The sequence below is a fragment of the Ensifer sp. Root423 genome (assembly GCF_001426275.1).
Taxonomy (GTDB): domain Bacteria; phylum Pseudomonadota; class Alphaproteobacteria; order Rhizobiales; family Rhizobiaceae; genus Ensifer; species Ensifer adhaerens.
The window spans coordinates 615,083-630,964 of sequence record NZ_LMEG01000045.1 but is presented as its reverse complement, the minus strand read 5'-3'; the positions used below and the strand labels follow the sequence as shown (position 1 = coordinate 630,964).

At 64.0% G+C, this 15,882-nt stretch carries 13 protein-coding genes and 1 tRNA gene; 10 read left to right on the top strand and 4 right to left on the bottom strand.

The window, feature by feature from the left end:
• Positions 1–32: 32 nt before the first annotated feature.
• Positions 33–106: transfer RNA gene (locus ASD01_RS31650), tRNA-Gln, on the bottom strand.
• Between the two features lie 317 nt (positions 107–423).
• Here ASD01_RS31650 and ASD01_RS31645 point away from each other — a divergent pair.
• The 4 genes from ASD01_RS31645 to ASD01_RS31630 all read left to right on the top strand — a co-directional run bounded on the left by ASD01_RS31645 (position 424) and on the right by ASD01_RS31630 (position 5,191).
• Positions 424–2,013 carry a Ppx/GppA phosphatase family protein gene (locus tag ASD01_RS31645; protein ID WP_034800890.1) on the top strand — a complete coding sequence of 530 codons (1,590 nt, stop codon included), beginning with the start codon at positions 424–426 and terminating at the stop codon, positions 2,011–2,013.
• On the top strand, positions 2,010–2,747 hold the full coding sequence (locus ASD01_RS31640) for an RlmE family RNA methyltransferase (protein ID WP_034800892.1): 738 nt from the start codon (positions 2,010–2,012) through the stop codon (positions 2,745–2,747). The genes ASD01_RS31645 and ASD01_RS31640 overlap by 4 nt, the downstream gene beginning before the upstream one ends.
• A gap of 1 nt (position 2,748) precedes the next feature.
• Positions 2,749–3,129: a VOC family protein gene (locus ASD01_RS31635; protein ID WP_034800894.1), complete on the top strand. Its 381-nt coding sequence runs from the start codon at positions 2,749–2,751 to the stop codon at positions 3,127–3,129.
• A gap of 295 nt (positions 3,130–3,424) precedes the next feature.
• Positions 3,425–5,191: a peptidoglycan D,D-transpeptidase FtsI family protein gene (locus ASD01_RS31630; protein WP_034800896.1), complete on the top strand. Its 1,767-nt coding sequence runs from the start codon at positions 3,425–3,427 to the stop codon at positions 5,189–5,191.
• A gap of 51 nt (positions 5,192–5,242) precedes the next feature.
• On the opposite strand, the gene ASD01_RS31625 is transcribed toward ASD01_RS31630, so the two are convergent.
• The gene (locus ASD01_RS31625; RefSeq protein ID WP_034800899.1) at positions 5,243–6,652 is read right to left on the bottom strand and encodes a DHA2 family efflux MFS transporter permease subunit; all 1,410 of its coding nucleotides are present in this window, start codon (positions 6,650–6,652) and stop codon (positions 5,243–5,245) included.
• Between the two features lie 180 nt (positions 6,653–6,832).
• Between ASD01_RS31625 and ASD01_RS31620 the strand changes: the two genes are divergently transcribed.
• The 5 genes from ASD01_RS31620 (at position 6,833) to ASD01_RS31600 (ending at position 12,222) form a co-directional block, all read left to right on the top strand.
• The gene (locus ASD01_RS31620; RefSeq protein WP_234798731.1) at positions 6,833–7,819 is read left to right on the top strand and encodes an MBL fold metallo-hydrolase; all 987 of its coding nucleotides are present in this window, start codon (positions 6,833–6,835) and stop codon (positions 7,817–7,819) included.
• A gap of 204 nt (positions 7,820–8,023) precedes the next feature.
• Positions 8,024–9,526 (top strand): IMP dehydrogenase, encoded by a 1,503-nt coding sequence (gene guaB / locus ASD01_RS31615; RefSeq protein ID WP_034800902.1) that lies wholly within the window; start codon positions 8,024–8,026, stop codon positions 9,524–9,526.
• An 83-nt stretch (positions 9,527–9,609) separates the two neighbouring features.
• Positions 9,610–10,026, top strand: coding sequence for an MAPEG family protein (locus tag ASD01_RS31610; RefSeq protein ID WP_034800904.1), 417 nt, complete (start codon positions 9,610–9,612; stop codon positions 10,024–10,026).
• A gap of 142 nt (positions 10,027–10,168) precedes the next feature.
• The gene (gene adhP / locus ASD01_RS31605) at positions 10,169–11,197 is read left to right on the top strand and encodes an alcohol dehydrogenase AdhP (protein WP_034800906.1); all 1,029 of its coding nucleotides are present in this window, start codon (positions 10,169–10,171) and stop codon (positions 11,195–11,197) included.
• 149 nt (positions 11,198–11,346) lie between these two features.
• Positions 11,347–12,222, top strand: coding sequence for a dienelactone hydrolase family protein (locus ASD01_RS31600; protein WP_034800909.1), 876 nt, complete (start codon positions 11,347–11,349; stop codon positions 12,220–12,222).
• A 12-nt stretch (positions 12,223–12,234) separates the two neighbouring features.
• On the opposite strand, the gene ASD01_RS31595 is transcribed toward ASD01_RS31600, so the two are convergent.
• Complete coding sequence (locus tag ASD01_RS31595) at positions 12,235–13,146, bottom strand: hydrogen peroxide-inducible genes activator (protein WP_034800912.1); 912 nt, start codon at positions 13,144–13,146, stop codon at positions 12,235–12,237.
• Positions 13,147–13,318: 172 nt separating this feature from the next.
• On the opposite strand from ASD01_RS31595, the gene katA reads away from it, so the two are divergent.
• Complete coding sequence (gene katA / locus ASD01_RS31590; RefSeq protein ID WP_034800915.1) at positions 13,319–14,803, top strand: catalase KatA; 1,485 nt, start codon at positions 13,319–13,321, stop codon at positions 14,801–14,803.
• A 91-nt stretch (positions 14,804–14,894) separates the two neighbouring features.
• Here katA and ASD01_RS31585 read toward each other — a convergent pair whose 3' ends face one another.
• Positions 14,895–15,845: a LysR substrate-binding domain-containing protein gene (locus ASD01_RS31585; RefSeq protein ID WP_034800917.1), complete on the bottom strand. Its 951-nt coding sequence runs from the start codon at positions 15,843–15,845 to the stop codon at positions 14,895–14,897.
• Positions 15,846–15,882: the final 37 nt, after the last annotated feature.

Sequence of the window (15,882 nt, the reverse complement as noted above, 5' to 3'; positions counted from 1 at the left end):
ATCTGAAAATCAAGGATTTAAAGAGAGAAGATTGGCTGGGGAACCTGGATTCGAACCAGGACTAACGGAGTCAGAGTCCGTGGGTCTACCGTTAACCTATTCCCCAAAGCCGCCGTCGGAGCGAAGCCCGTCGGTGTGGTTGGCGGGCTTATAAACAAATCGACGGCTGATGCAAATACCTTTTGCAAAAAAAATCGCGGCTGAAGTGAGATCGCAGCCATCGAGGGGGACCGGAACAGGGGCCCAGGTGCTCAACCCGGTGTGTTTGCTGGGTTCGGGCGCCCGACGCCTTTGTTGTGCACAAGCCGGTTCTCAAAAAAAGTTTGGCGAATGGGGGTTGCGCTGGTACAGTCGCGCCAACGAAAAATCGAGAGAGCGCCTTGAGCGGCCCTAAGGCCTTGCGCGGCGCCATGGTTGAAACAAGTGAAAGACCCCGATCACGGCGATAAGCCGTCCGAATCCGGGGCGTCGGCAGCAGGCCGCAGTGATGGATCGAAGCTCGGTCCGCGCAACGGCAAGGGCAAGCGTAAACGACGCAAGTCGTCTGCTTCGCCGTCTGCAATTGCCAGCCAGTCCGGCGCAGCCGGTTTGGCAGGGCGTCCCGCAGGAGAGAACGAAACGGAGCCGGCGCGCAAGCGCAAGCGGCGGCGTCGTTCGAAATCAGCAAAACAGCAGGCGCAGGCCGGATCCGCGTCGCAAAGCAGCGGCGTTCAGGTCGTCGATGCGTCGCTTGGCGAACGCAAGGGCCACAAGCGCAGCAAGAAGGCCAAGCACCGCCGCGGGCTCCAGGGGCGCCCGCTGACGAGCGGCGAGCGCCAGCCGGCGCAGCAGCGTGGCGCCGATGGCGGCGGCAATGCGCGGCAGACTTCTGCCGCCGGCAGCGGTCAGGCGGGCGCACAGCCGCGTTCGGGCAATCGCGGCGAACAACCGCGTGCACCCTATATCGCTGCTAGCGAACCGCCCGCGCCGCTCTATGCCGCACTTGATCTCGGCACCAACAATTGCCGTCTGTTGATCGCTCAGCCGACCCGTCCCGGCCAGTTCCGGGTGGTCGACGCCTTCTCGCGCATCGTCCGTCTCGGCGAAGGGCTCGGTGCCAGCGGCCGGCTGTCGGACGAGGCGATGGAGCGTGCCGTCGAGGCGCTGAAGATCTGCGCGTCGAAGCTCGGCGCCCGTACCATCCGCCGAAGCCGCCTGATTGCGACAGAGGCTGCCCGCGCGGCTGAAAACGGTGAAAGCTTCCTTGAGCGGGTTGCGAGCGAAACCGGTCTCGATCTCGAGATCATCAACCGCGAAACCGAGGCACGGCTTGCCGTTTCCGGCTGCTCGTCGCTGGTGGATCGCGAGACGCGCTCGGTCGTGCTCTTCGATATCGGCGGCGGCTCGTCCGAGATCGCCGTCATCCGCATCGGTGATTCGCGCTCGAACCGGCTCGCCAACCACATCACCCACTGGACTTCGCTGCCGGTCGGCGTCGTGACGCTTTCGGAGCGCCATGGCGGCCAGCATGTGACGCCGGCAAGCTTCGAGGCGATGGTGCAGGAAGTGGAAGGCATGCTTTCCCGCTTCGACAGCCCGCCTGTCGAAGCTCTGGCGAACGGCACGTCGGGCAGCGGTTTCCACCTGATCGGCACGTCAGGCACGGTGACGACGCTTGCCGGCGTGCATCTCGACTTGCCGCGCTATGATCGCCGCCGCGTCGATGGCCTGTGGCTGACGGACGACGAAGTCTCGGCCATGCAGGCGCGGCTTCTCTCCTGGGATTTCGACGCGCGCGCCGCCAATCCCTGCATCGGCCCTGATCGCGCCGATCTGGTGCTTGCCGGCTGCGCCATCCTCGAAGCGATCCGCCGGCGCTGGCCGTCGACCCGCATGCGGGTTGCCGATCGTGGCCTGCGCGAAGGCCTGCTCACCGATATGATGGCGGACGACGGCGCCTGGCGCCGCTCGCGGCCGCGCCGCCACCAGCGCGGTTCCAATGCCTCCGGCAGCCACGAAGGAAACAAACCATGACGAAACCCCCCGTCGGCGCCAACCGTAGCGGCCGCAAGCTTGGCCAGAAGGTCAAGAAGGGCAAGCTCAAGGCATCCTCCCGCCGCTGGATCGAGCGCCACATCAACGACCCCTATGTGCAGCGGGCGCAGCTCGAGGGCTACCGCGCTCGCGCGGCGTTCAAGCTCCTGGAGATCGACGAGAAGCACAAGATCCTGAGCGGCGCGCGCCGCATCATCGACTTGGGCGCTGCCCCCGGCAGCTGGTCGCAGATTGCCGCCAAGGTCACCAACTCCACCGATACCGATCCGCGCGTTGCGGCGATCGACTTCCTCGAGGTCGACCCCCTTCCGGGCGTGCGCATTCTTCAGATGGACTTTCTCGATCCGGAAGCGCCGGGCAAGCTGATGGAAGCGATCGGCGGAACGCCTGATCTGGTGATCTCCGACATGGCGGCGCCGACGACCGGCCACCGCCAGACCGACCACCTGCGCACCATGCATCTGTGCGAGGTCGCGGCCTATTTCGCCGTCGACGTGCTGGCCAAGGGCGGGCACTTCCTGGCGAAGACCTTCCAGGGCGGCACCGAGCGCGAGCTGCTCAACATGCTCAAGCAGAATTTCCGTCAGGTCATCCATGTGAAGCCGGCCTCCTCGCGCGCCGAATCGGTCGAGATGTTCCTGCTTGCCAAGGATTTCAAGGGGCGCCAGCAGGCCGGCAGCGAAACGGAAACCGAAGACGAAGCGGCCAAATAACATGCTGCTTTACGTCACCGTCGGCAGCAACGATCTGACACGCGCCGGCGCGTTCTACGATGCGGTAATGCCGACCCTTGGCTACCGCCGGCAGCGCCAGGACGAGACCGAGATCGGCTATGGCGCTGAGGGCGATCGCATCCGCTTTTGGGTGGTGACGCCCTTCAACCGCGCGCCCGCCACCTATGGCAATGGCGTGAGCATCGCGCTTGCAGCTGAGACCCGCGCCGCCGTCGACGCTTTTCATGCCGCAGCCCTTGCCAATGGCGGCACGGACGAGGGTGCGCCGGGCCTACGCCCGTTTCACGCAAATTTTTATGGTGCCTGGGTTCGCGATCACGACGGCAACAAGATCGCCGCCGTCTGCGAGCAGCCGGAGTAACCTGTCGCACGGCGCCGAGCTTCCAACGATGTCCTGATGGCGCACGCAGGCGCCACGGGGCCAGGCCGGCTTGTGCCGATCGGCCGCACTCCTGATCGCCCTCCAAAACCCGGCCCCCCCCAAAGACGGCGCATCGTGGTTAATCGGCCATTAACCAGTTGAGTGCAACTCTGGTGTTACTATCTGGTCCATTAGGACCTCCTAAGGTTTTAAATTTCACCGAGCGCTGGCTGCCGATCGACGATTGGCGACGGGTCGAGCACGTGCCCGGTTGGCTGCATGTGGAAGTACCTGGATGTCGATGATTTCGCTTGCCGTTCGGCTCAGAAGCCGCGCGCATTTTTCCGTCAAGAGGAATGGTGCCGGCAAGCCGGGGGTGATCATCGGCACCAGCGCCGGCCGCAGGAACCAGGCGCGGCAGCGCGTGGGGATCCTGATCGCCGGCTTTGCCGTCGTCTTTCTCGTCGTCGGCGGGCGGCTGGTTCAATATGGCCTGTCGGCGCCGGCCGAAACCGCGTCGATCGGCGGCAGCGGCCATGTCATCGCCTCTCGCCCGGATATCGTCGACCGCAACGGCCATCTCTTGGCGACCGATCTCAACACGATGTCGCTCTATGCGGAGCCGCGCAAGATCGTCGACGCCGACGAGGTCGTCGAGAAGCTCGCGACCGTGATTCCCAATCTCGATTGGCGCGATACGCACCGCAAGCTCCAGTCCGGATCAGCATTCCAGTGGCTGCGACGCCAGCTCACGCCGAAGCAGCAGTCGGACATTCTGGCGCTCGGCATTCCCGGCATCGGCTTCCGCCCGGAAAAGCGCCGTTTCTATCCCGGCGGCGTCACCGCTTCGCACATCCTCGGTCACGTCAATGTCGACAACCAGGGGCTGGCCGGCATCGAGCGCTATCTCGACCAGCAGGGCTTTGCCGATCTGCGGGCCGCTGGCCTTACCAGCAACGCCTCGCTCGAGCCTGTGCGGCTGTCGATCGATCTGCGCGTCCAGAACATCGTGCGCGAAGTGGTCGCCAACGCGATGACCGACTATGAGGCCGAGGCGGCCGGCGCTGTGGTTCTCGATGCAGAGACCGGTGAGGTGCTCGCCATGGCCTCGGTACCCGACTACGATCCGAACGAACCCTCGCGAACCTTGCCTGGCGGCGGCGTCGACAAGGAGTACGAAAAGGGCTGGTTCAACCGGATGAGCAACGCCACGTTCGAGATGGGCTCGACCTTCAAGAGCTTCACGCTGGCGATGGGCCTCGACGCGGGCAAGGTCAACCTGAACTCGGTCGTCGACGCGTCGCGGCCGATCCGCATGGGCGGCTTCACCATCAAGGACTTCAAGGGCAAGAACCGTCCGCTATCGATCCCGGAGGTCTTCCAGTACTCCTCCAACATCGGCACCGCGGCAGTTGCCGACATGGTCGGGATCGAAGGTCACCAGCAGTTCCTGACGAAGATGGGCCTCCTGTCCCGCATGCAAACCGAAATGCCGGGGGTCGCCATCCCGACCCAGCCGCGCACGTGGAAGAAGATCAATTCGGTGACGATCTCCTTCGGTCACGGCGTGGCGACCACGCCGTTGCAGACGGCCGTCGCCGCCGCGGCGCTGATGAATGGCGGACACCTGATCCCGCCGACCTTCCTGCCGCGCTCACCGGAGGAAACGAAGTTCGTCTCGCAAAGGGTGATCAAGGAAACGACCAGCGCCGACATGCGCTTCCTCTACAACTGGAACGGCGTGAAGGGCTCCGGCAGGCGGGCGCAGGTGGAAGGCTTCCATGTCGGCGGCAAGACCGGCACGGCCGACAAGGTCATCAACGGCCGCTATGCCAAGGACATCAACTTCAACGCCTTCCTTGCGGCCTTCCCGATGGATAAGCCCAAATACATCGTGCTGTCGATCATCGACGCGCCGAAAACCGGAGAAAACGGCGGGCGGACGGCCGCGGCCAACGCCGCTCCGATGGTCAAGTCGATCATCGGTCGGTCAGCGCCGCTCCTCGGGGTGAAGCCCCGGTTTGGAGACCTGGGCGCCGAACAGTGGCTGGCCAACTACTAAGGCCGGCACCGTTGCTGGGAAGGCACCGTCGATCAGTCGGTGCCCAAGGGATCATTTCCCCGCAGCCGTCTCGACTTCGCGCGCCGGCAGCCGGTGTCCCGACACGGAGGAGCCGGCGTTCTTCGCCATAGTGAGGAACGGGATCGCCGCGATCAGGTTGGCGGCGGCGATGATCATGAAAGCGGTGTGGAAATCGTCGAGCTGCAGCGGGCCGCCGCTGAGCTTCGTCTCGATTTCGAGGATCGCGCCGGCGACCGCAACGCCGAGCGCCAGGCTGATCTGTTGCAGCACCGCGCTCATCGAGGTCGCCTTGCTGGCATCCGCATCGTCGATATCGGCAAAAGACAGCGCGTTGACGCTGGTGAAGAAGAACGAGCGCGCAAAGCCGGCGATCAGGAGGATGGTGATCAGCACCAGATAGGGCGTCTCCGGCGTGAAGAAGCCGTTGGCGAAGGTGGTGATCGCCGCAATGATCGCAGCGATGATCAGCGTGGTACGGAAGCCGGCAAAGGCCAGAACGCGCCGCGCGTAGAACTTGGTGGTAATCGCGCCGACCGCGCCGATGAAGGTGATGAGGCCGGACTGGAACGGGTTGAGGCCGAACCCCACCTGCAGCATCAGCGGCATCAGGAAGGGAACGGCGCCGACCGAGATGCGGAAGATCGTGCCGCCGATCGAAGCGGCGCGAAAGGCGTTGTCGCGGAAGAGCTTCAGGTCGAGGACCGGGGCCGGATGACGCCGCGCATGGCGGATGTAGAGCAGGGCCGAAACAAGGCCGATCGCTACCGAGGCGATGCCGACAACGGGGGGCAGGGCAGGCAGGCTGATCACCGACAGGCCGAAGACGATGCCGGAGGCAGCAATGCCGCCGAGCAGGAAGCCCAGCACGTCGACCGGCGGCGGATCGAGCGGCTCCATCTTCGGCAGGTAGATGCCCGACAGGATGTAGCCGGCGATGCCCACGGGCACGTTGATCAGGAAGATCCAGTGCCAGGAGAAGTAGGTGGTGATGAAGCCACCGAGGGGCGGTCCGGCAAGCGGACCCACGAGCGCGGGGATCGTCAACAGCGCCATGGCCGACACCAGTTCGCTGCGCGGCGTCCCGCGAACCAGCACGAGGCGAGCGACCGGCGTCATCATCGCGCCGCCCATTCCCTGCAGGAACCGGGAGAAGACGAAGGCGGGCAGGCTGTTCGAAATGGCGCAGAAGATCGATCCGGCAATGAAGACCAGGATCGCCGCGCGAAAGATCCTCTTGGCGCCGAAGCGGTCGGCCATCCAGCCGCTCAAGGGGATGAAGATCGCCAGCGCCACCATGTAAGCGGTCAGCGCCAACTTCAGCGTGATCGGCCCGACGCCGATGTCGCGGGCGATTGCCGGCAGCGACGTGGAAATCACGGTCGAGTCCATCTGCTCCATGAAAAGAGCGACGGCAAGGATCATCGGGACGATACGGTTCATGAAACGATGCTTCGGACGGTCAGCGATAAGCAGAAGCTAATAATACCGGCCATGGCTTTTGTCGGGGCAAAACCGGTGATTGCGGATCAAAAGCCTGTGATCCCGACTGGCCTTTGCTGTCAAGACGCTAGTTCTGGCCGAGTTGTCGCCGATGGATCCAACAGAAAGCGGAAACGAACCATGAGTGAAATGTCGATGAAGCGCAGGACCTTGATGGGAGCGGGAACGCTCGGCGTGCTCGCAGCGCCCTCGCTGATGACGGGCATTGCAGTCGCTCAGGAAAAATCGGAAAACACCGGCATGAAAGCCAGCCCTCCGACAAGAATGCTCAAGCTTGGCGCGTTCAAGATCGTTGTCGTCAATGACGGCACTCGCGTCAGCGACAAGCCGCACGAGACCTACGGCACCAACCAGCCGCAACAGGCGGTGGCCGAACTGCTGCAGCAGAACTTCCTGCCGACCGATGCGCTGCTCAACAGCTATTCGCCGGTTCTTGTCGATACCGGATCGGACCTCGTGCTCTTCGATACCGGCATGGGCGAGGGCGGTCGGGAGACCGGCGCTGGCCGCCTGCTCGACGGGATCCGCGCTGCCGGCTATTCGCCGGAGCAGGTCTCGGTTGTCGTGGTAACCCATATGCATGGCGATCACATCGGCGGCCTCATGGAGGCCGAAAAACCGGCCTTCGCCAATGCCCGCTATGTGATGGGCGAAGTCGAATACGCCTTCTGGAAAGATCCGGCGCGCGCCGGCACGCCAGCAGAAAACGGTCACAAGGCCGTGCTGGAAAAGGTCGTGCCGCTTGCGGAAAAGACCACCTTCATCGGCGACGGTGCCGCGGTCGTTCCGGGCATTTCGGCCATTGCCGCTTTCGGCCATTCGCCGGGGCACATGGTGTTCCGTCTCGATTCCGACGGCAAGGCGCTGATGCTGACGGCCGATGCCGCCAACCACTATGTGTTGTCGCTGCAGCGGCCGGACTGGGAAGTGCGCTTCGACATGGACAAGGCGAAGGCAGCAGAGACGCGCCGTCGCGTGTTCGACATGATCGCCAACGAACGGCTGCCCTTTATCGGCTACCACATGCCGTTTCCTGCGGTCGGTTTCGTCGAGAGGCAGGGCGAGGGTTACCGTTTCGTGCCCGCAAGCTATCAGCCCGATATCTGATTGGTTGCCGCGCCTCTTCGCGCGAAATTGCTGCTCTGCAACAAATATCGGCCGACGGCGGGACATTTCCCGGCTTTGGCTATTTTCATCCTGACATATCCGTGTTACGAGCCCTCGCCAACTTCCAAGACACGCTTTGAAGTCGCCCGGTGGACAAAACGCAGCCCGTCCCCGGGGATTTTCGCTATTTGAAGGGAATTGGCCATGGCGCGCATCATCGAAACGGCAACTGGTCTGGAGGCTCTGACCTTCGACGACGTCCTGCTCCTGCCCGGGCATTCCGAAGTCATGCCGGGTCAGACCAACATCGCGACCACCATTGCCCAGGACATCGACCTGAACCTGCCGATCCTGTCGTCTGCCATGGACACGGTGACTGAAGGGCGTCTCGCAATCGCCATGGCGCAGGCCGGCGGCATCGGCGTCATCCACCGCAACCTGACGCCGGCCGAGCAGGCCGAAGAGGTTCGCCAGGTCAAAAAGTTCGAAAGCGGCATGGTCGTCAATCCGGTGACCATCGGTCCCGACGCCAAGCTCGCCGATGCGCTCGGCCTGATGAAGCAGCATGGCATTTCCGGCATCCCGGTCGTTGAAAACGGCGGTGCCGGTGGCCAGAAGCAGGGCCGCCTCGTCGGTATCCTCACCAACCGCGACGTTCGTTTCGCCTCGGATCCGAACCAGAAGATCCACGAACTCATGACCCATGAGAACCTGGTCACGGTCAAGGAAAGCGTCGACCAGCAGGAAGCCAAGCGCCTGCTGCACGCCCATCGCATCGAAAAGCTGCTCGTGGTCGACGGCGACGGCCGTTGCGTCGGTCTCATCACCGTCAAGGATATCGAGAAGGCACAGCTGAACCCGAACGCCTCCAAGGATGCGCAGGGCCGCCTTCGTGCCGCCGCCGCCATCTCGGTCGGCGATGACGGCTTTGAGCGCGCCGAGCGACTGATCGATGCCGGCGTCGACCTGATCGTCGTCGACACCGCCCATGGTCACTCGCAGCGCGTTCTCGACGCGGTCGCCCGCGTCAAGAAGCTCTCGAACTCGGTTCGCATCATGGCCGGCAACGTCGCGACCGCCTCCGGCACCAAGGCGCTGATCGATGCCGGTGCGGATGCGGTCAAGGTCGGTATCGGCCCGGGCTCGATCTGCACCACGCGCATCGTCGCCGGTGTCGGCGTGCCGCAGCTCGCTGCGATCATGGGCGCCGTCGAAGCCGCCCAGGCGGCCGGCATTCCTGTCATCGCCGATGGCGGCATCAAGTTCTCTGGCGACCTTGCCAAGGCGATCGCCGCCGGTGCTTCGGCCGTCATGATCGGCTCGCTGCTTGCCGGCACCGATGAAAGCCCGGGCGAAGTGTTCCTCTACCAGGGCCGCTCCTTCAAGGCCTATCGCGGCATGGGCTCCGTTGGCGCCATGGCGCGCGGCTCGGCGGACCGCTACTTCCAGGCGGAAGTGCGCGACACGCTGAAGCTGGTTCCCGAGGGCATCGAAGGCCAGGTCCCCTACAAGGGTCCGGTCGCAGGCGTCCTGCACCAGCTCGCGGGCGGCCTCAAGGCCTCCATGGGTTATGTCGGCGGCCCGACGATCAAGGAATACCAGGAGCGCGCCCAGTTCGTGCGCATCTCCGGCGCGGGCCTGCGCGAAAGCCACGCCCATGACGTGACGATCACTCGCGAAAGCCCGAACTACCCGGGCGCGCACTGATTGCGATTGCATTCGAAGGGCGCCGCGCCATCGCGCGGCGCCCTTCGCTATTTCAGAGTAAGCGTGTTTGAGGGAGTAGCGTAATGACGGGTTTCGAGATTTTCTGGCCGATCGTGGCGCATGTCTTCCTCGTCTTCTGCCTCTATGCTCTTCTCTCCTTCCGCCGGATGGGCCTGGTGCGCGCCGGTAAGGCGAATGCCGGCCAGTTTCGCGAAAACCGTGACGAGCCGGGCGAAAGCCTGGTGGTGAAAAACAGCATCGCCAACCAGTTCGAGCTGCCGGTTCTCTTCTACGTCTGCTGCGTGCTGCTCTACATCACCGAGGCCGACAACATCGTCTCCCTCGCTCTTGCCTGGCTCTTCGTTGCCCTGCGCTATGTGCACGCCTTCGTGCATGTGACCAGCAATCGCCTGCGCTATCGCCGCCCGCTGTTCATGGGCGGTGTTGCAACGCTGTTTGCGATGTGGGTGTGGCTTGCCGTCTGGATGGCGATGAGCTGATCCGGATAGGCGCACCGCCATTCTGACGCAGATCTGAGACAGTCTGCGCCTTCATCTTCCCGTCTTGATGCGTATCAATTACCCGATGCCGCTTTTGCGCGTAGTCTCTCCGGCGTTGGGCAACAACGCATCGGAGGACGAGATGACCGCAACGATGAAAGCCGCCGTGGTGCGCGAATTCGGCAAGCCGCTGGTAATCGAGAATGTGCCGATACCGGAGCCGGGTCCCGGCCAGGTGCTGATCAAATACGAGGCGACGGGCGTCTGCCACACGGACCTGCACGCCGCCAACGGCGACTGGCCAGTCAAGCCGAAGCCGCCCTTCATCCCCGGACATGAAGGCGTCGGCTATGTCGCCAAGCTCGGCAGCGGCGTCGCGCGGCTGAAGGAAGGCGACCGCGTCGGCGTTCCGTGGCTGCACACCGCCTGCGGCGGCTGCACGCCTTGCCGCACCGGATGGGAAACGCTCTGCGGCAGCCAGCAGAACACCGGTTATTCCGTCAACGGCACGTTTGCGCAATACGGCCTCGCCGATCCTGACTTCGTCGGCCGCCTGCCGGCAAAGCTCGAATTCGGGCCCGCGGCCCCCATCCTTTGCGCCGGCGTCACCGTCTACAAGGGCTTGAAGGAAACCGAAGTGCGTCCGGGCGAATGGGCGCTGATCTCGGGCATCGGCGGACTCGGGCACATGGCGGTGCAATATGCCAAGGCCATGGGCATGCATGTCGCCGCCGTCGATATCTTCCCGGACAAGCTGGAGCTTGCCCGAAAACTTGGTGCCGACCTCGTCGTCGATGCGCGCGACAAGGATGCGGTCGAGCAGGTGCGAGATGCGACCGGGGGCGTGCATGGTGCCCTGGTGACGGCCGTCGCGCCCAAGGCGATGGAGCAGGCCTTCAACATGCTCCGCTCCAAGGGAACCATGGCGCTGGTCGGCCTGCCGCCCGGCCAGATGTGCCTGCCAATCTTCGATACGGTTCTGAAGCGCATCACCATCCGCGGCTCGATCGTCGGGACGCGGCAGGATCTGGAGGAATCGCTCGAGTTCGCCGGTGAAGGCAAGGTCGCCTCGCACTTCACCTGGGACAAGATCGAGAACATCAACGCCATCTTCAAGCGCATGGAGGAAGGCAAGATCGACGGTCGCATCGTGCTCGACCTCAACGGCTGATCGGCGTGCGTGGGAGCTTCGACCTGTGAGGGCGAAAGGAAACACGCGGCAGTAACGCAAGTTTGTATGTTCCAGACCGCCCGCCGACCTATTCTGTCGCGGGCGGTTCTGTCTGCCGCCGCGGGAGATAAGAACCGAAGGAGGCTGGCATGCAGGAACCGAAAATCACGCAGGCGATGATCGACGCCTATGACGAGTACACGCATCTGACCCTCGATCGCCGTCGCTTCATGGAAAAGCTCACCGGTCTCGCCGGTTCCGCGGCTGCGGCCGCGGCGATCGCGCCGCTGCTGGCGGCCAATGGTGCCAAGGCGGAGATCGTGGCTGCAAACGACACCCGCGTGACCGGCGAGGACATCACCTATCCCGGCGCTGCCGGCGATATGAAAGGCTATCTCGTTCGTCCGGCAGAGGTGAGCGGCAAGCTGCCGGCGGTCATCGTCATCCATGAGAACCGCGGGCTGAACCCGCATATCCGCGACGTCGCGCGGCGCATGGCGCTCGAAGGCTTCCTGGCGCTGGCGCCGGATTTCCTGTCGCCTGCGGGCGGCACGCCGACGGACGAGGACAAGGCGCGCGAGATGATCGGCGCGCTCGATGCGGCGGCAACGACCGCGAATGCGGCGGCGACCGTGGCGTTTCTGGAAGGACACGCGCAATCGACCGGCAAGGTCGGCGCCATCGGCTTCTGCTGGGGCGGCGGTCTCGTCAACCGGCTCGCGGTCGGATCCCCGGATTTGAAGGCCGGCGTCGCCTATTATGGCGCGCAGCCCAAGGCCGAAGACGTGCCGAAGATCAAGGCGGCGCTGCTGCTGCACTATGCAGGCCTCGACGAACGCATCAATGCCGGCATCGACGCCTATCAGAAGGCGCTGAAAGACAACGGCAAGGACGCGACGATCTATGTCTATGACGGCGTCAACCACGCCTTCAACAACGACACCTCGGCCGCGCGGTATGACAAGGCCGCGGCCGATCTCGCCTGGAGCCGGACGGTCGAGTTCCTGAAGGCCAAGCTCGCCTGAGCGCTGCTACGCTCAGGCCGCTGCCGCCTGGAGAATATCGTCGGCGCAGCCGCTGATCGCCGCTGCGAGCGCTTCCATGTCGCGCTCGCGCGGGCTGCTGCGCCGCCAGATAAGCCCGATCTCGCGCGCCGGTTCAGGCGCGGCGAAGGGTACGATGCGGATGGAGTTGCGCGCCGCCTCGGTCGCGATCGCGATCTCGGGGATGAGCGTCATGCCCATGCCGTTGGCGACCATCTGCAGGAGCGTCGTCATCGAGGTCGCGCCGAACGAGACGAGACGGCGCTTGCCGGCCGTGCTGCAGACGGCGAGCGCCTGATCGCGCAGGCAATGGCCCTCTTCGAGCAGGAGCAACTGTTCGACATCCACCTGGTCTTCAGTCAGCGGCGACATCAGGATGTTTCGCTCGTCGTCCGCCATTGCCATGTAGAAGCGGTCGGAAAAGAGCGGCTTCGTCGAAAGTCCGTCGGCCTCGATCGGCAAGGCGGCGACGACGGCGTCGAGCAGACCCTCGCCGAGATCGGCGACCAGTCTTGATGTCACCGATTCCTTCAGTTCGATCTCGATTGCCGGGTAGACCTGGCGCAGGTGCGGCACCAGCCGCGGCACGAGGTAGGGGGCAAGCGTCGGGATGACGCCGATGCGGATCCGCCCTTCGAGCGTGCCGGAACTGGCGCGCGCGCTCAACTCCAGCTGATCCACCTCAGAGAGGATGGCGCGGGTACGGGCCAAAACCTCTTCGCCCTTGCGGGTCAAGAAGACGCCGCTGCGGCTGCGCTCCACCAGCTTCACGCCCAAGTGGTTCTCCATTTCCATGATCTGGGCGGAGAGCGCCGGCTGGCTGACATGGACGAGTTCGGCCGCCTTGCCGAAGTGGCGAGCGGAGGCGAGCGCATCGAAATAGCGCATCTGTCTGAGTGTAAGCATGATAGGAAAATCTTATCGATCTTTAATTTTTATGCAATTGGAGATTATCGAGGCGCCGTGGGAAAAACCTCTTGCCAGAGCGTTCGGGCTTTGATCGCCGCGCAGATTGCAGCCGGCTGCCGTCGGTCCTGTGCGACCACCCGGACGCGAAACCCTTTGACAGGAGGACGCGATGTCTGATCGACCCATATTGACGACGAGTGCCGGAGCCCCGGTGCCGGACAACCAGAATTCGCTGACGGCCGGCCCGCGCGGCGGCGTCATGATGCAGGACTATCAGCTTATCGAGAAGCTGTCGCATCAAAACCGCGAGCGCATTCCCGAGCGCGCCGTTCACGCCAAGGGTTGGGGCGCCTATGGCACGCTGAAGATCACCGGCGACATCTCGAAATACACCAAGGCCAAGGTTTTGCAGCCCGGCGCCGAGACGCCGATGCTGGCGCGGTTCTCGACTGTTGCCGGTGAACTGGGTGCTGCCGACGCCGAACGCGACGTGCGCGGCTTCGCGCTGAAATTCTATACGCCCGAGGGCAATTGGGACCTCGTCGGCAACAACACGCCAATCTTCTTCGTTCGCGACGCCTACAAGTTCCCGGACTTCATCCACACCCAGAAGCGCCACCCGAAGACCAACCTGCGTTCGGCGACCGCGATGTGGGATTTCTGGTCGCTGTCGCCGGAAAGCCTGCATCAGGTCACGATCCTGATGTCCGATCGCGGATGTCCGGTGTCGCCGCTGCACATGAACGGCTACGGCTCGCACACCTTCTCGTTCTGGAACGACGCCGGCGAGCGCTATTGGGTCAAGTTCCACTTCAAGACCCAGCACGGCCACAAGCACTACACCAACGCCGAGGCGGCAGACGTGATCGGCCGGACGCGCGAAAGCTACCAGGAAGCGCTCTATGGGGCGATCGAAGAGGGCAACTATCCGCGTTGGACGCTGCAGGTGCAGATCATGCCCGAGCTCGAAGCCGAGAAGACGGCCTATGATCCCTTCGACGTCACCAAGGTCTGGCCGCATGCAGATTATCCGCCGATCGAGGTCGGCGTGCTGGAGCTCAATCGCAACCCGGAGAACTATTTCGCCGAGGTCGAGAATGCCGCCTTCTCGCCGTCCAACATCGTGCCCGGCATCGGCTTTTCGCCGGACAAGATGCTGCAGGCCCGGCTGTTCTCCTATGCCGACGCCCACCGCTACCGGCTCGGAACGCATTACGAGCACATTCCGGTCAACCGGCCGAAATGCCCGGTGCATCACTATCACCGCGATGGCCAGATGAACACGTTCGGCGGCATTCAGACCGGCAATCCGAGTGCCTATTACGAGCCGAATTCGTTCAACGGCCCGGTCGAGCAGCCCTCCGCGATGGAACCGCCGCTACGCATCAGCGGCGACATGGCCCGCTACGACCACCGCGAAGGCAACGACGACTACGTCCAGCCGCGTGCGCTCTTCAACCTCTTCGATGCCGGCCAGAAGGCGCGCCTGTTCTCCAACATCGCCGCGGCGATGGGCGGCGTGCCGGGGCCGATCGTCGAGCGCCAGCTTGCGCACTTCAAGCGCGTCCACCCGGACTATGAGGCCGGTGTGCGCGCCGCCCTTCACGCGGCCCACGGCTACGAAGCCGACGCCGTCGGCGCGGCAGCCGAATAGACTGGTATCGAGTTCGGCCGCGTGCTGATCTCTGGACAAAAAAAGGCCACGCACCGGCTTGGTGCGTGGCCTTTTCCGCTTTCTGCAGCTCTTACCAGCCCGGCAGCATATGGCTCTGCCGGAGGCGCGGATAACGCGGGAAGCCCTTGATGTCGGCCTCGAGGTCGTCGTTGGCGCTGATCGGCGTGATGTTGTCGAGGCAGGCGGTGATGTGGTTGCTGATCGCGTTCGAAAGCGAGGGCGAAAGGCCCGGACGCTTCATGATGCCGATCTGCACCGGCGCCAAGGCCGGGAAGCCGTCCGCAAGCGTCAGCACCTTCATGCCGGGACGAAGCGCCGATTCCGGCAGGACAGAGACGGCCATGCCGGCCAGCACAGCGGCGGCGACGACCGTCGACGACCAGCTGGTGAACAGGATCTGGTACTCCCGACCCGTCGCATCGAGTGCGGCACAGGCCGCCTGGCGCCACAGACAGTCGCGCCGGCCGACAGCAAGCGGGATCGGTGCGTTCTCGGGCAGCGGGTGGTTGATCGAGCTCACCCAGCAGAGCGGTTCGGTCCGCACCACGTCCGACGCGCGGGCACGCGGATTGTGCGTGACGAGCGCGATGTCGAGGTCGCCCTTGGCCATCTTCTCGGCGAGGTCCACGGAGGGCTCGCAGATGATGTAAAGCTCGACATTCGGATGCGTCTTGGCAAAACGCATGATGATCTCGGGCATGTAGCGGTCGGCGTAATCGTCTGGCGTGCCGATCCGGAGCGTGCCTTCGAGGCGATTGTCGTCGAAGGAAGCGATCGCCTCGTTGTTGAGGCGGATCATCCGGCGCGCGAAATTGAGCAGCCGGTCGCCTTCGACCGTGAGCCGGTTGCCGCGGCCGTCCTTCATGAACAGCGCCTTGCCGATGCGCTCTTCCAGGCGGCGCATCTGCATGGAAACGGCGGATTGGGTCTTGAAGACCCGGTCGGCCGCCTTGGTGAAGCTGCCCGTATCGGCGATCGCGACAAAGGTCTGGAGCTGATCGATATCAAGGGGTGCGGACATGGCCGTAATGCATCCATAAGATTGTTTGATGAATATC

Excerpts from the sequence above, each read along its gene's own strand:
- ASD01_RS31640 (WP_034800892.1), top strand. The coding sequence starts at position 2,010 with ATGACGAAACCCCCCGTCGGCGCCAACCGTAGCGGCCGCAAGCTTGGC.
- ASD01_RS31635 (WP_034800894.1), top strand. The coding sequence starts at position 2,749 with ATGCTGCTTTACGTCACCGTCGGCAGCAACGATCTGACACGCGCCGGC.
- ASD01_RS31630 (WP_034800896.1), top strand. The coding sequence starts at position 3,425 with ATGTCGATGATTTCGCTTGCCGTTCGGCTCAGAAGCCGCGCGCATTTT.
- ASD01_RS31625 (WP_034800899.1), bottom strand. The coding sequence starts at position 6,652 with ATGAACCGTATCGTCCCGATGATCCTTGCCGTCGCTCTTTTCATGGAG.
- ASD01_RS31620 (WP_234798731.1), top strand. The coding sequence starts at position 6,833 with ATGAGTGAAATGTCGATGAAGCGCAGGACCTTGATGGGAGCGGGAACG.
- guaB (WP_034800902.1), top strand. The coding sequence starts at position 8,024 with ATGGCGCGCATCATCGAAACGGCAACTGGTCTGGAGGCTCTGACCTTC.
- ASD01_RS31610 (WP_034800904.1), top strand. The coding sequence starts at position 9,610 with ATGACGGGTTTCGAGATTTTCTGGCCGATCGTGGCGCATGTCTTCCTC.
- adhP (WP_034800906.1), top strand. The coding sequence starts at position 10,169 with ATGACCGCAACGATGAAAGCCGCCGTGGTGCGCGAATTCGGCAAGCCG.
- ASD01_RS31600 (WP_034800909.1), top strand. The coding sequence starts at position 11,347 with ATGCAGGAACCGAAAATCACGCAGGCGATGATCGACGCCTATGACGAG.
- ASD01_RS31595 (WP_034800912.1), bottom strand. The coding sequence starts at position 13,146 with ATGCTTACACTCAGACAGATGCGCTATTTCGATGCGCTCGCCTCCGCT.
- katA (WP_034800915.1), top strand. The coding sequence starts at position 13,319 with ATGTCTGATCGACCCATATTGACGACGAGTGCCGGAGCCCCGGTGCCG.
- ASD01_RS31585 (WP_034800917.1), bottom strand. The coding sequence starts at position 15,845 with ATGTCCGCACCCCTTGATATCGATCAGCTCCAGACCTTTGTCGCGATC.